The organism is Streptomyces sp. NPDC088725, from assembly GCF_044751305.1.
In the GTDB taxonomy this organism is placed as follows: Bacteria; Actinomycetota; Actinomycetes; order Streptomycetales; family Streptomycetaceae; genus Streptomyces.
On sequence record NZ_JBIVLO010000004.1, the window covers coordinates 647,700 to 660,344 of the forward strand.

11 protein-coding genes, 2 tRNA genes and 1 pseudogene are annotated in these 12,645 nt (G+C 70.2%); 7 read left to right on the forward strand and 7 right to left on the reverse strand.

The features are described from left to right. The first annotated feature begins 10 nt into the window (after positions 1 to 10). The 3 genes from ACIP6N_RS13135 to ACIP6N_RS13145 all read left to right on the forward strand — a co-directional run bounded on the left by ACIP6N_RS13135 (position 11) and on the right by ACIP6N_RS13145 (position 1,965). Positions 11 to 83: transfer RNA gene (locus tag ACIP6N_RS13135), tRNA-Lys, on the forward strand. A gap of 152 nt (positions 84 to 235) precedes the next feature. Beyond that, complete coding sequence (locus tag ACIP6N_RS13140; RefSeq protein WP_401815175.1) at positions 236 to 1,096, forward strand: helix-turn-helix domain-containing protein; 861 nt, start codon at positions 236 to 238, stop codon at positions 1,094 to 1,096. Between the two features lie 83 nt (positions 1,097 to 1,179). Beyond that, complete coding sequence (locus ACIP6N_RS13145; protein ID WP_401815177.1) at positions 1,180 to 1,965, forward strand: SAM-dependent methyltransferase; 786 nt, start codon at positions 1,180 to 1,182, stop codon at positions 1,963 to 1,965. Between the two features lie 293 nt (positions 1,966 to 2,258). Here the strand turns inward: ACIP6N_RS13145 and ACIP6N_RS13150 are convergent, their stop codons facing one another. Next, positions 2,259 to 3,044, reverse strand: coding sequence for a TioE family transcriptional regulator (locus ACIP6N_RS13150; protein ID WP_401815178.1), 786 nt, complete (start codon positions 3,042 to 3,044; stop codon positions 2,259 to 2,261). 58 nt (positions 3,045 to 3,102) lie between these two features. Here ACIP6N_RS13150 and ACIP6N_RS13155 point away from each other — a divergent pair, with 58 nt between their 5' ends. Next, positions 3,103 to 4,320: an erythromycin esterase family protein gene (locus ACIP6N_RS13155; RefSeq protein ID WP_401815180.1), complete on the forward strand. Its 1,218-nt coding sequence runs from the start codon at positions 3,103 to 3,105 to the stop codon at positions 4,318 to 4,320. A gap of 69 nt (positions 4,321 to 4,389) precedes the next feature. Here ACIP6N_RS13155 and ACIP6N_RS13160 read toward each other — a convergent pair whose 3' ends face one another. Together ACIP6N_RS13160 and asnB are read right to left on the reverse strand one after the other, a co-directional pair. Then, positions 4,390 to 5,535 (reverse strand): DUF5954 family protein, encoded by a 1,146-nt coding sequence (locus tag ACIP6N_RS13160; protein WP_401815181.1) that lies wholly within the window; start codon positions 5,533 to 5,535, stop codon positions 4,390 to 4,392. A gap of 128 nt (positions 5,536 to 5,663) precedes the next feature. Further along, positions 5,664 to 7,505: an asparagine synthase (glutamine-hydrolyzing) gene (asnB, locus tag ACIP6N_RS13165; RefSeq protein ID WP_401815183.1), complete on the reverse strand. Its 1,842-nt coding sequence runs from the start codon at positions 7,503 to 7,505 to the stop codon at positions 5,664 to 5,666. A 424-nt stretch (positions 7,506 to 7,929) separates the two neighbouring features. Here asnB and ACIP6N_RS13170 point away from each other — a divergent pair. Further along, positions 7,930 to 8,003 (forward strand) — tRNA-Lys (locus ACIP6N_RS13170). A gap of 139 nt (positions 8,004 to 8,142) precedes the next feature. Here the strand turns inward: ACIP6N_RS13170 and ACIP6N_RS13175 are convergent. Continuing rightward, positions 8,143 to 9,020: pseudogene (locus ACIP6N_RS13175) on the reverse strand (helix-turn-helix domain-containing protein). After that, entirely contained in the window at positions 8,956 to 9,171 is a 216-nt protein-coding gene (locus tag ACIP6N_RS13180; RefSeq protein WP_401815184.1) for a hypothetical protein, read from the reverse strand. The pseudogene ACIP6N_RS13175 and the gene ACIP6N_RS13180 overlap by 65 nt, the downstream one beginning before the upstream one ends. Positions 9,172 to 9,466: 295 nt before the next feature. On the opposite strand from ACIP6N_RS13180, the gene ACIP6N_RS13185 reads away from it, so the two are divergent. Next, positions 9,467 to 10,351, forward strand: coding sequence for a helix-turn-helix transcriptional regulator (locus ACIP6N_RS13185; protein ID WP_401815185.1), 885 nt, complete (start codon positions 9,467 to 9,469; stop codon positions 10,349 to 10,351). A 124-nt stretch (positions 10,352 to 10,475) separates the two neighbouring features. Here ACIP6N_RS13185 and ACIP6N_RS13190 read toward each other — a convergent pair whose 3' ends face one another. Continuing rightward, positions 10,476 to 11,420 (reverse strand): PAC2 family protein, encoded by a 945-nt coding sequence (locus ACIP6N_RS13190; RefSeq protein ID WP_401815187.1) that lies wholly within the window; start codon positions 11,418 to 11,420, stop codon positions 10,476 to 10,478. A gap of 214 nt (positions 11,421 to 11,634) precedes the next feature. On the opposite strand from ACIP6N_RS13190, the gene ACIP6N_RS13195 reads away from it, so the two are divergent. Beyond that, positions 11,635 to 11,847 carry a hypothetical protein gene (locus ACIP6N_RS13195; RefSeq protein ID WP_401815188.1) on the forward strand — a complete coding sequence of 71 codons (213 nt, stop codon included), beginning with the start codon at positions 11,635 to 11,637 and terminating at the stop codon, positions 11,845 to 11,847. Positions 11,848 to 11,969: 122 nt separating this feature from the next. On the opposite strand, the gene ACIP6N_RS13200 is transcribed toward ACIP6N_RS13195, so the two are convergent. After that, positions 11,970 to 12,608, reverse strand: a complete 639-nt coding sequence (locus ACIP6N_RS13200; RefSeq protein ID WP_401815257.1) for an HAD family hydrolase — start codon at positions 12,606 to 12,608, stop codon at positions 11,970 to 11,972. Positions 12,609 to 12,645 lie beyond the last annotated feature (37 nt).

The following is a 12,645-nucleotide window of genomic DNA, read 5'->3' on the forward strand; positions in this document are numbered from 1 at the left end:
GTCGTGGCGAGGGCCGTTAGCTCAATTGGCAGAGCAGCGGACTTTTAATCCGCGGGTTGTGGGTTCGAGTCCCACACGGCCCACCCTTTTCACCACGCCGGCAGGTCTCACGACGCCGGTGGCTCTCACCGCACTGGTGGCTCTCACCGCGCCCGCGCGGGCCGGTGCACCCTACACGCGTTCCACCGGCTGTGGCATGCTTGATCGCTATGTCGGTGGTGCCTGGAGGTGTCGTGTGAGCGAGCCGAGGTCTGCGCCGACGATCGGGCAGCTGGTCCTGAGCAAACAGCTCCGGGCCCTGCGGGAGAAGGCCGGGCTGAGCCGCGAGGACGCGGCCAGGCTCCTGCGCGTGACGGTCGCGACCATACGGCGGATGGAGATGGCCGAGGTCGCGCTGAAGATCCCGTACGTACAGGTCCTGCTCCCCGCGTACGGGGTGTCCGACGACGAGGCCGAGGTCTTCCTGCGGCTCGCGGACGAGGCGAACAAGCCCGGCTGGTGGCAGCGCTACCACGACGTACTGCCCGACTGGTTCAGCGGCTACGTGAGCCTCGAAGAGGCCGCCAAGACCATCCGCTCCTACGAACCGCATTTCGTGCCGGGTCTGTTCCAGACCGAGGACTACGCCCGCGCGATCCTGACGGCGGGCTCGGTCGGCCAGTCGGATCCGGCCGGGATCGAGAGACACGTCGCGCTCCGGCTGGAGAGACAGGCGCAGCTGACGCGGCCCGGCGCGCCGAACTTCTGGGCCGTGATGGACGAAACGGTGCTGTGCAGACCCGTCGGCTCGACCGAGGTGATGCGCGCCCAGGTCGACCGGCTGCTCGACGTGACGGAGCTGCCCCATGTGACGCTCCAGATCGCCGAGTTCGCGTCCGGCCACCACCCCGGTACGTACAGTCCGTTCGTGCTGTTCCGGTTCGCGGAACCCGAAGTGCCCGACATGGTCTACATCGAGTATCTGACGGGCGCGCTGTACCTCGACAGGCCCCACGAGGTCTCCGAGCACATGGAGGCGATGGACCGGGTGGTCGCGCACGCGGAATCCGCCGTCCGGACGAGGCAGATTCTCACCGACTTCCGCGAGAATCTGTGAGCGGGCACCTGGGTGAGCAGTACGTGCCCGAGAGAACGAGTCCGTGTAGTCCGTGAGAGCAAGTCGCTGCAATGGAGCGCCAGATGACGGCAGATACCCCCAAGCCCCAGATCGACACGAGCAGACCCCACCCCGCGCGGGTCTACGACTACCTGCTTGGAGGTAAGGACAACTACATCGTCGACCAGGCGGTGGGCAGGCAGTTGCCCGAGATCTCCCGGTGGAGCGCCAGGCAGAACCGCGCCTTCATGAACCGGGCCGTCGAATGGGTGGTGCGCGGCGGCGTCGACCAGTTCCTCGACATCGGTACGGGCATCCCCACCGAGCCGAATCTGCACCAGATCGTCCAGCGGGTGAACCCGAAGTCGCGGATCGTCTACACCGACAACGACCCGATCGTGCTGCGTCACGCGGAGGCGCTGCTGATCAGCAGGCCCGAGGGCGCCACGGACTACATCCAGGCCGATGTACGCGACCCGCAGACGATCCTCCAACACGCGCGTGAGTTCCTGGACTTCAGCAGGCCCATCGCCCTCTCGCTGATCGCGCTCATGCACTTCATCCCGGACACGGACGACCCGTACGGCCTCACCCGCTCGCTCGTGGACGCGCTCCCGGCCGGCAGCTTCCTGGTGTTCTCGCACGGAACGGCCGATTTCCACCGGCAGTTGGAGGGCGAGGTGACGCAGACGTACGGCACCGGCGGCATCACCCTCCGCCCGCGCACCCACGCCGACGTCGCACGGTTCTTCGACGGGCTCGAACTGGTCGAACCGGGACTGGTGACGGCCCCGCGGTGGTACCGGGACACGGAAGCCCCGGAGGACGAGGAGAGCCCGCTGTACGTCGGAGTCGCCAAGGCCGGCTGAACCCGGTCGGCGCGAGCGACGGGCCCTGCGCAAGCGACTGGCCCTGCGCGAGCGACCGGTCCTGAGGGGCCGCCGGGTGCCAACTCCGCACGTATCAAGGCCCGGAAGGCGGGCACCCGGCGGTCGGCACGCTCCCTTACGGGCGGGTGTCGGCGGTCGCGGAACGTCGGACGGAAATCGCTCGTCGGACGGAAATCGCTCGTCGGACGGAAATCGCTCGTCGGACGGAAATCGCTCGTCGGACGGAAATCGCCCGCCGGACGGAAACCGCCCGCCGGCCGGCGGCCGGAGTCTCATCCGCGCTCGCGGAGGTACGCCTCCAACTCCGCAGCCCCGGCCAGCATCGACCGCCCCCGGGCGGACAGCCGACCCTGCCAGTCCTGCAGCGCGGCCGCCAGCGGCTCCGGCCCGCCGGCCGCGCGCACCTGGTCGAGCAGCGGAGCGATCTGCTCCAACAGGTAACCACCCCGCCTGAGTTGGTGCGCCAGCCGGACGTCACGTACGTCGGCCTCGTCGTAGACGCGGTACCCGGTCCGAGGGTCGCGGCGTGGGCGCACCAGCCCGGCGCGCTCCCATGCGCGCAGTGTCGCGGGCCGGACCGCGAGCGTGTCCGCCAGCGGCCCGATGAACGTGCCGCCCCGCCCCAAGGCCTCGGCGGGCCCGGACCCCGCACGGGCCCCCGCACCGGCGCCCCTGCCGGACCCCGCACCGTCCCCGGACGGCGTGGCGGAATTCAAATCGCGGAGCGCGCTCTCCACGGTCCGGAGGGTCCGCCGGTCGTCGAGGAGCTGGACGTGGCTCTCATCGATGAGACGGAACGCCTCATCGACCGCGCCCCGGTTCACGGCCCGCATGATCGCCGTCGCCGTCCGGTGACCGTGGCCGGGCACCAGGGCGAGGAACGCGCGCAGGGCGCTCGCGTGCAGCGGGGTGTAGGTGCGGTAGCCGTGGGCCGTGCGACCGGAGGCCGGAAGGATGCCGGCCTCCTCGTAGTTCCTGACCGCCTGCGTGGACAGACCGTGTCCGCGCGCCAGATCAACCGGCCTGAGCCCTTTACCGGTTTGAAGGTTTCGTCCCACAGTCCCGACGATATCCCGGAAAAGTTTCAACCGAGGCTTCAACGATAGCGTTGAAGGCATGGCTACTGACATCAAGGACACCGTCCGCGCCGTCGAGGCCGCCGCCGTCATGGGGCTGCTCCCGGCCCGGCCCCGGCTGCTCGCGCTGGGCGAGCCCACCCACGGCGAGGACGCCCTGCTCGATCTGCGCAACGAGCTTTTCCGGCAGCTTGTCGAGCAGGAGGGCTACCGGACGATCGCGATCGAGAGCGACTGCGTGGCGGGCCTGATCGTGGACGACTACGTCACCTCGGGCACGGGCACGCTCGACGACGTCATGGAGCGCGGGTTCAGCCACGGCTGGGGCGCATCCGAGGCCAACCGTGAACTCGTGCGCTGGATGAGAGCCTTCAACGTTCGCGCCGACAACGAGAGGCGGCCCGTGTCCGACCGGCTCCGCTTCGCCGGTTTCGACGCGCCGCTGGAGATCACCCACGCGGCGAGCCCCCGGCAGGCACTCACCGCGCTCCACGGTCACCTCGCGGCCCGGCTGGACGCGGATCTGCTCCCGTGCACCGCCGACACACTCGACCGCCTCCTCGGCGCCGACGACCTGTGGACCGACCCCGCCGCGATGAGGGACCCGTCCCGGTCCACGGGACAGTCGGCCGAGGCCGGCCAACTGCGCCTGCTCGCCGACGATCTGGCGGCACTGCTCGACCAGCACAGACCGCATCTCCTCGCGGCGGCCTCGCGCGACGACTGGGACCGGGCGCGCCTGTATGGGCGTACCGCGACCGGTCTGCTGCGCTACCACCACTGGATGGCCGACACCTCACCGGCCCGCATGACCTGGCTGGTCGGCCTGCGCGATCAGATGATGGCCCACAACCTCCTCGCACTCACCGAACGCGGCCCGGCACTCGTCCACGCCCACAACGGCCATCTCCAACGGGCCCGCAGCTCCATGCGGATGGGCGGGGCACCCGTGGAATGGTGGAGTGCCGGTGCGCTGGTGGCCGCCCAACTCGGCCCGGAGTACGCCTTCGTGGCCACCGGCCTGGGCACGATCGAACACCAGGGGGTTCAGGCGCCGCCGCCGGAGACCGTGGAAGGGCTCCTGTACGCGCTCCCGGAGGACCGCTGCGTCATCGACGCGCCACGGCTGGCCGCAGCCCTCGGCGGTACGCGGTGCGCGGCCCGTGTATCGCCGTGGTTCGGCTACGCGCCCCTGGATCCGGCCCACGTGGCCGGATACGACGGGATCGTGTTCATCAAGGACGTCCCGCGCCGCTGACCCTGCCGGGGGGACATGCCGGCCCTGTCCGGTGCGGCTCGGAGGCGTGGAGGCATGGGGGCCTGGGGCTCAGGGCCGGTTCTCGTCCCGGTCGTCCGCCGCGCTCCTCGCCGCGCCCCTCGCCTCGCGCAGGGCCTTCCGGCGCTCCTCCTCCTCGTAGTAGAGGCGGGACAGCTCCTTCGTCTCCTCCGAAAGCACCAGCGGCTCGTTCTCGTCCAGGATCACGCCCTGCGCCCGCAGTTGCTCCACGTGGACGGACGGGGGCGGCTCGGGGTCGTGGTCGGATGGGCGGGGGCCCTCGGGGCCGTCGGGGCCGATCCGTACGAGCCGTTCGACCCGGACCACGCGGCTGAGGCAGCCCGCGACCTCGATCTCGTCGGAGCGTTCGGCGTCGAGCTTGTCGGCCGCCGCCGCGTAGACGGCGCGCTGTTCCTTGTCCAGCCGCTCCACGACCGGGGCCATGACGCGCAGATACGTGCCGAGCACGTCCCGCGCGCCCTGCGGGGTCCCGCTCGTGGCGGCGGTCGGGCGCCAGTCGCCGTTCACGTACTCCGCGGTCATGAACTCGGCGGGCAGCAGCACCCCGCCCGGGTGCGTACGTACCGCGACCTGGGAGTCCTCCCACACGTCGTCGGGGACCGTGCCCGGCTTGCGTACCAGCGTCAGCAGTTCCACCCGCAGGATGGCCTCCGACATCCCGGACTCCGCGAACGTGTCGATCACGAACCCCTTGGTGGGCAGGGGCAGTCGGTACGCCTCGCCCACCTCTGCCGGATCGGGGTCGGAGGGACGGGGCGGCTCGGGGCCCGTCGGACCCATCCGGATGAACGGCTCGGCCCGTACGATCCGGTACCGGATGCCGCACACCGTCAGGTCGTCCAGGACCTCCCAGTCGAGCCGTTCGGCGGCTTCCATCAACTCCGCCCGGGCGTCGGCGTTTCCGTCCTTCTCGGCCTCGCTGGCCCGCTGTCTGAAGACCATCGACATGCTGTCGCGCGCGGTCTGCGGGTAGACCTCACCGAAGCTCAGGATCTCCCAGCCACCGGTGTCCAGCTCCTGGGCCACCCCGAAGACCGGGCCGCCGCCACCGAGCAGATGGGGGTACTGATCGCGGGCCTGCCACGCGTCCACGTCGGCGATGGCGGCCGCGGGGGAGTCCTGCGGGCCGACTCTGACCTTCTGGTACGCCGGTACGTTCTCACCGTGCTCAGACATGGCTCCAGCATGCCCAACTGGCTCCGGCCGGTGGGATGTTCACGAAGGTGATCAACCCGATCGATGGATGGATCGATCGGGTGAGCGATTCGGGTGAGCGATTCAAGTGACCGATGCGGGTGGCCGATTCAGGTGAGCGATACTTCCGGGCGGTAGAGGTCCAGCCAGAGCGCGAGGTCCAGGGTGCGTTCGAGGCCCTGCCGGGTCGTCTGGTTGATCTCCGCCACGTCCCGCCCGGCCGCGAGCGCGGCCCTGTCCCGGTCGACGAGGTCGAAGACCTGGTGGAAGGGGTTCGCGAGCAGATCCTTCACGTGCCCCTGGAGGGCCAGGGCGTACGCGGGGTCCTGGGTGGTCGGATACGGGCTCTTCACGCGGTCGTACACCGAGCGCGGCAGGACATCGGCCGTCGCCTCGCGCAGCAGACTTTTCTCCCGGCCGTCGAACGACTTGAGCGACCACGGGGTGTTGTACACGTACTCGACCAGCCGGTGGTCGCAGAACGGCACCCTGACCTCCAGGCCGACGGCCATGCTCAGCCGGTCCTTGCGGTCGAGCAGCAGCCGGACGAGCCGGGTCAGGTGCAGATGGCAGATCTTGCGCATCCGGAACTCGAAGTCGCTCTCGCCGTCGAGCCGTTGGACCGCGCCGACGGCCGTGGCGTAGCTGTCCTGGACGTACACCGGCAGGTTCATGGCCGCCGTCAGCTCCGTACGCAGTACGCCCCTGTCCTCGCCGAAGGCCCGCGCGAAGTGGACGAGCCAGGGGAACATGTCGGCCTTCCGCGCCTCCTCGTCGAAGAAGTGCCGGTAACCGCCGAAGACTTCGTCGGCCGACTCGCCGGACAGCGCGACCGTCGAATGCTCCCGGACGGCTTTGAAGAGCAGATAGAGCGAGGCGTCCATGTCGCCGAGCCCCATGGGGAGATCGCGGGCGCCGATGACCCGGGAACGTACGTCCAGATCGGCGAGGACGCGCGCGTCCAGCACGATGTCCGTGTGGTCCGTGCGGGAGGCGCGGGCGACATCGTGCACGTACGGCGTGTCATGGGTGGGGCGCAGCTCGTCGGCGACGAAGTTCTCGGTCTGGCCGGCGAAGTCGACGGCGAAGCTGCTGACCGTCTCACCGCTCGCGGCCAGTCGCCGGGCGGCGATCGCCGTCATCGCGGAGGAGTCAAGACCGCCGGAGAGCAGCGTGCAGAGCGGTACGTCGGCGACGAGTTGGCGGCGCACACTGTCGTCGAGCAGTTCCCGAACGCGCGCGATCGACGCCTCGCGGCCGTCGGGGTGCGCGCGGGTCTCCAGTGCCCAGTAGACGTGCCGGCGCAGCCCGTTCCTGTCCACGGTGACGACACTGCCGGGCTCGACCTCGTACATGCCGTCCCAGATGGCGTGCCCGGGCGTCTTGACGAAGGCGAACAGCTCGCGCAGGCCGTCGAGTGCGACGCGGGCGCGGGCGAGCGGGTTGGCGAGGATCGCCTTGGGCTCGGAACCGAACAAAACACCGTCGGGGGTCGGGTAGTAGTAGAGGGGCTTGATGCCCATGCGGTCGCGGACCATCACGAGCTTGTCCTCGCGGCCGTCCCAGACGGCGAACGCGTACATCCCGCCCAGCCGTTCCGCGACGGCCGTGCCCCATTCCAGATAGCCGCGCAGGACGACCTCGGTGTCCGACTGCGTACGGAACCGGTGCCCGCGTCCCGCCAACTCCTCGCGCAGGTCGGTGAAGTTGTACGTCTCGCCCGAGTAGACCAGCGCGAGGCTGCCCCGAGGGGTCGCCAGCGTCATCGGCTGCGCCCCGCCGGGCAGATCGATGACCGCGAGCCGCCGGTGCCCGAGCGCCACGGGCCCGTCGGCCCACGTACCGCGGTCGTCCGGACCCCGGCAGGACATCGTCCGCGTCATCGCGTCCAGGGTCCTGGACGCGGACCGCAGATCACGGTCGAAGGAGACCCATCCGGTGATGCCACACATGCGTTTCCTCCTGCTTCCGATCGCGGCCCCGCGCGCGTCGGACGCGGTGGAGGGATGAGGGACCACGGCGGGACGGCGCTCCGGACCGGATCAGCGGTATCCAGCGACTGGAGTCTGGATAACGGAGCGTCGGCGCAACGGATTCGGCCGGTCAACGCACTCGGCGCACAACCACCCCTGTGCACCGCCGATTTCAGCCGTCTGCCGGACAGAACGCCCAGCGGATTCCGCCGTCGCCCCGATCCCTCGGCCCCACCGTCGCCCCGGCTCCGCCCTCGCCCCGGCTCCGCCCTCGCCCCGGCTCCGCCCTCGCCCCGGCTCCGCCCTCGCCCCGGCCCGCCCCCGCCCGTCGCGGCCCGCCACAACGGCGCCGCCCCCCCGGACTGGCCGATCGGCCCCGGGGATTGACTATGCTGCGGGGTGCGGGCCGTTAGCTCAATTGGTCAGAGCAGCGGACTTTTAATCCGTTGGTTGTGGGTTCAAGTCCCACACGGCCTACCGCTCCGGCCCAGGTCAGGAAGGCTCTGACCTGGGCAAATACGTAATCCGTCACCTTCTTGATGCCGGCGCGGCCCCGGTTCCGCTCCTCGGCCGGGCCCCGTTCGGCCCGCAGGGAACACCCGGACGATTACAGGGGTCATGCCAGCGCTTCGATGGCCCGCACGATCAGTGCGCGCGCCTCGGCTCCGTACAAGGCCGTGCTCCGCAGTTCCTCGAACGCCTTGAGGTACACGATCTCGGTGGGCTGCGTGACCGTGACCCTCGCGGACAGCAACTCCGCCAACACAAGCGTGTCGTCGTACATGTGGAACGTTTCCATGGGCCGGATGGCGCGCGACAGAGTCGCCGCGGGGAGGGCACCGGGAGACACGGCGGGCAGGGCCCCGGCGGTGAGAAGGTGGCCGAGTTGCGCGGCCATGGCGTCCGCGTCGCCCATCCGGTACCGCAACGCCGACTCCTCGACGACGAGAACGAAGCGGTGACCCCGCTCATGATGACCCCGCTCATGATGACCCCGCTCATGAAGAATTCGCGATCTCTCCAGGCGCGCGGTGACCGCGTCGGCGACGTCGTTCGGGATCTCACGGAAGTCCGTGATCGCCGACATCAGCCCGGTGGCGTAGCCCTCGGTCTGGAGCAGGCCGGGCACCAGCGTCGCCGAGGACACACGGAAGACCCGTGTCGCCTTGCGAGCGGAACGTAGCTGTGCTGCAACTGCTTGAACCCCGACCGCACCCGGCGCCGCCATTCGACGTACTGGGACTCGGCATTGCGCGACTGGGCGATGATGTCCACGGCCTGGTCCTCCGCGCCGCACGCGCGGCACCAGGCCCGTAGGTCGGCGGGGGACGGAGGCGTCCGGGCGTTCTCGGTGCGGCTGGACTTCGAGTGCGTCCATCCGCACCGAACGGCCGGCTCAGACCCGGTGATCCCGGCATCGGCCCGGAGATCACGCAGGCGCTGGGCAACGCTTTCCCGGGCGGCCTGAGCCGATGAGGACGGGGATACGGGCATCCGGGGCGAGCGACGCGAGGCCCTGCATCGCGTGGTGTTCGGCGAACCGGACGCGGTGCAGGCCGATCTCCTCGGCGTGTCTGACCGTGGGCAGCGTGGTGCGGACGGCCTCTTCCTGGGACTGGTCCGCGGCGGTGGCGGCCGGTTCCACCAAAGACAATTTCAGGGGAGCGTGGCTCCGCTTTCTACGGTTCTCTCGGCAGGCGATGGTCCCTGGCGAGCCTGGTTCTCTGTGAGCGTGGTTCTCTCCGAGCCACAGGGCGCGCGCGGGCGTCCGGCTATTGCTGACGGCGCGCGGGCTGAATTCGTGGGTGGCCGGATAAGCGTCGCGAGAGGTTCGCGTAAACACTTCGTGACGCTCTGCTCCCGGATTCCGGTTAGCCTGCCACCGACAGGGTCAGGCTGAGCCCGCGGGGAAAAGCCGGAGCCGAGTCATAATCGGTGACATGGCCGAACTGGGAGAGTTTCTACGCTCACGCCGGGGCGCACTGCACCCGCAGGACGTGGGGCTGAACGCGGAGAGCAGACGCCGTCGTGTCGCGGGCCTGCGCCGTGAGGAGCTGGCGCTGCTCGCGGGGGTGAGCCTCGCGTACTACACACGTCTTGAGCAGGGGCTGAGCCGTAACGCGTCCGACAGTGTGCTGGACGCGCTCGCCGACGCGCTGCGGCTGGACGACGACGAACGTACGCATCTGCACAGCCTCGCCAGGCCGCAGCGCAGAACCGCGCGGCCCACGACGGCGGAATTCGCGCGGCCCGGCGTACGCATGATGGTCGACGCTCTGGAGAACTCCCCGGCTTTCGTTCTCGGGCGCAATCTGGATCTGCTCGCCTGGAACCGCATGGCGTACACGCTGTTCGCAGGCCATCTCGACTTCGAATCGGTGGATCGGCCGGTGGACCGGCCGAACCTGGCCCGTCTGGTCTTTCTCGACCCGCATATGCTCGACCTGTACGCGGACTGGGAGGAGAAGACCGGGGAGACGGTCGCCTATCTCCGCATGGCCGCGGGGCGTTATCCCGACGACCCGGGGCTGAATGGGCTGATCGGCGAGCTGACCGTGAAAAGCGCCCACTTCGCCTCCCTGTGGTCCTCGCACCCGGTCAGCGACTGCTCGTTCGGTGTCCGGAACTACCAGCACCCCATCGTGGGCGACATCACCCTCGCCGAGGAGGTGCTGCAGCTCGCGGACCCGGGGCAGCGCCTGGTCGTGTACAACGCCGAGCCCGGCTCGCCGTCGGCCGAGGCCATGCAGTTGCTGGCCCGGCTGAGCGCCCCGAGTGCCGCGAGCACCCCGCGTACGCCGAGCGCCCCGCGCCAGTCCGACTGAGCCGTGGTCCGGCGCAGCGCCCGGCCGTGAGGCCGAGGCCGTACGTACAACCACGAGGCCACGAGCAGGGGCCCGGTCGCCGGAAGGCGATCGGGCCCCTGCCGCATGCGGCGGCCGCGCCCCGTCAGCCGTTCGCGCCGCGGTCCTGTTCGGCCAGGAAGTCCTCGAAGAGGCGTCCCAGCTCGTCCGCCGTCGGCAGATCGGCGCCGGTAACGCGGTCGTCCGCCGCCATCGTGTCCGCCATGGCGACCATGGCCAGGTCGTACTGGCGCTCCATCGCGCGCACCGACTCGGCCAGCTCGTCCGCCTCGGCCAGCTGGGCGTCGATCTCGGCGCGTACGTCGTCGATGAGGGAACGCGGTCCCGCGCTCGGCAGCACCAGGCCGGTGGCCGCCTGTACGGCCTCCAGCAGGACCACCGCCGCGGCCGGATAGGGCGAGTCGGTCACGTAGTGCGGCACATGGGCGCCGAGGCCGAGTACGTCGTACCCCGCCTCGCCGAGACGCAGCTCCAGCAGCGCGGCGGCGCTGCCGGGCACGGGGGCCTTCTCGAACCAGGCGGGCACGGGCGCGGCGAGGTCCCGGCGGGTGCCGTGCGGGGTGTGGCCCACGGGACGGGTGTGCGGCACGCTCATGGGCATGCCGTGGACGTACACGGTCAGCCGGACGCCGAGCCGGTCCACCAGATCGCGCACCGCGGCGCTGAAGGCCTCCCAGCGACCGTCGGGCTCGGGCCCGCTCAGTACCAGGAACGGCGTGCCCGTGGCGTCGTTCACCAGATGTACCGCCAGCTCAGGCGCGTCCACGGAAGCCCACCGGTCGCGCCGGAAGATCATCTGGGGCCGCCGCGTCCGGTAGTCGATCAGCTGGTCGGTGTCGAACCGCGCGACTACGCGCGGGTCGCCCTCCTCCAGCAGATGGCGGACGACCGAGGTACCCGCCAGTCCGGCGTCGATGAACCCGTCGAACTGGTAGAGCAGGACGAGGCCGTCCCCCGACTCGGCGGCCGCCTTTTGTGCTGCCTCCAGGCCGTTCGGCTCCCATATGTACAGAGCTTCCGGATCAAACATGGTGCAGAGCCCTCTTTCCGCGTCTTCGGCGTCGTCTTCGGCGTCGCTCAACAAGGCGCGCCGGATTCGGCGTCAAGGGGAGAACAGTGGAGCCACCGAGCCGGATTCCCGATCAGCCCGCCGTCCGTCTCCACGGCGGTCCGGCGGCCCGGCCGGAAAAATGATTCGGTCCGACATGCTGCGGACCGGGCGGGATCGTCGCAGGCTTGGGCTTATGAGTGATGCACCGATCGTCGTACACCGGGCGTCCGGGACGGGCGGCCGGCGGGTCACGGTCCGCGGGCGGATCATGGGACTCGCCCACTCGGACGAACACCTGATCGAGTTCCTGCGCCTGGCCGGCCTGCCCGACGCCTGGGACCTCATAGACGATCCCGGCTGGGTGGAGTGGCAGGGCGGCGAACCGCACGAGTACGCGGCTGCGTGAGCGGGTTCGGGGTCGCCGGGTGGCGGGCTCGGGGTCCGGGACGGGCGCCGCACCCGGTAGCCCTTCGGGGACGGGTACGTACGGCTGCGAGCGGTGCGTACGGCCACGGCGCGCCCCGCCCGTCACTCCGCGACGATCGACGCCAACTGCGTGAGCCCGTCGATACGCCAGTCCGCCGCCTCGATCACCCCGGGGTCGTCCGCCCACAGATAGCCCCACGGGCCGCGCCGCAGATGGGCGGTGAGCAGACCGGCCTCCTTCGCCGGGTACAGGTCGTACACCGGGTGGTCGCCGACGTACAGCGTGTGCTCGGGGGCCGCCTCCGCCACCTTCGAGACGTGCGCGAAGAACTCCGCGGACGGCTTGGACACGCCCCACTCGCCGGAGGTCGCGACGAGATCGGCGGGCAGGTCGAGCCCGCGCAGCAGCTCACCGGCCCTGACCGTCTGGTTCCCGGCCAGTACGACGCGGATGCCGAGGTCCCGCAGCTTCGCCAGGGCCGGGCGTACGTCGGGATAGAGGTCGGACTCGTCCAGATGCTCACCGCGGCCCGCGGCCTCGCGAGCGCGGTACGCCTCGCCGACGTCCATGCCGGGTTTGATGAGCCGCAGGGCATCCGCGTTGTCCCTGCTCTGCGCGGTCACGGCGCCGACGAGCGCGGACATGGTGTGCCGGGGGACGCCCAGCCAGTCGGCCCAGCCCGCCCAGTAACGGTCGTCACGGATGAGCGTCTCACCGACGTCGAACACGATGCTTTCGATCACCGGCGTAACCCTAGAGATACTCTCTGCCGAATGT

What these genes read in the sequence shown, in the direction of transcription:
- ACIP6N_RS13155 (WP_401815180.1), top strand. Translation starts at nt 3,103, where the DNA reads ATGGCTACTGACATCAAGGACACCGTCCGCGCCGTCGAGGCCGCCGCC.
- ACIP6N_RS13190 (WP_401815187.1), bottom strand. Translation starts at nt 11,420, where the DNA reads ATGTTTGATCCGGAAGCTCTGTACATATGGGAGCCGAACGGCCTGGAG.
- asnB (WP_401815183.1), bottom strand. Translation starts at nt 7,505, where the DNA reads ATGTGTGGCATCACCGGATGGGTCTCCTTCGACCGTGATCTGCGGTCC.
- ACIP6N_RS13145 (WP_401815177.1), top strand. Translation starts at nt 1,180, where the DNA reads ATGACGGCAGATACCCCCAAGCCCCAGATCGACACGAGCAGACCCCAC.
- ACIP6N_RS13195 (WP_401815188.1), top strand. Translation starts at nt 11,635, where the DNA reads ATGAGTGATGCACCGATCGTCGTACACCGGGCGTCCGGGACGGGCGGC.
- ACIP6N_RS13185 (WP_401815185.1), top strand. Translation starts at nt 9,467, where the DNA reads ATGGCCGAACTGGGAGAGTTTCTACGCTCACGCCGGGGCGCACTGCAC.
- ACIP6N_RS13160 (WP_401815181.1), bottom strand. Translation starts at nt 5,535, where the DNA reads ATGTCTGAGCACGGTGAGAACGTACCGGCGTACCAGAAGGTCAGAGTC.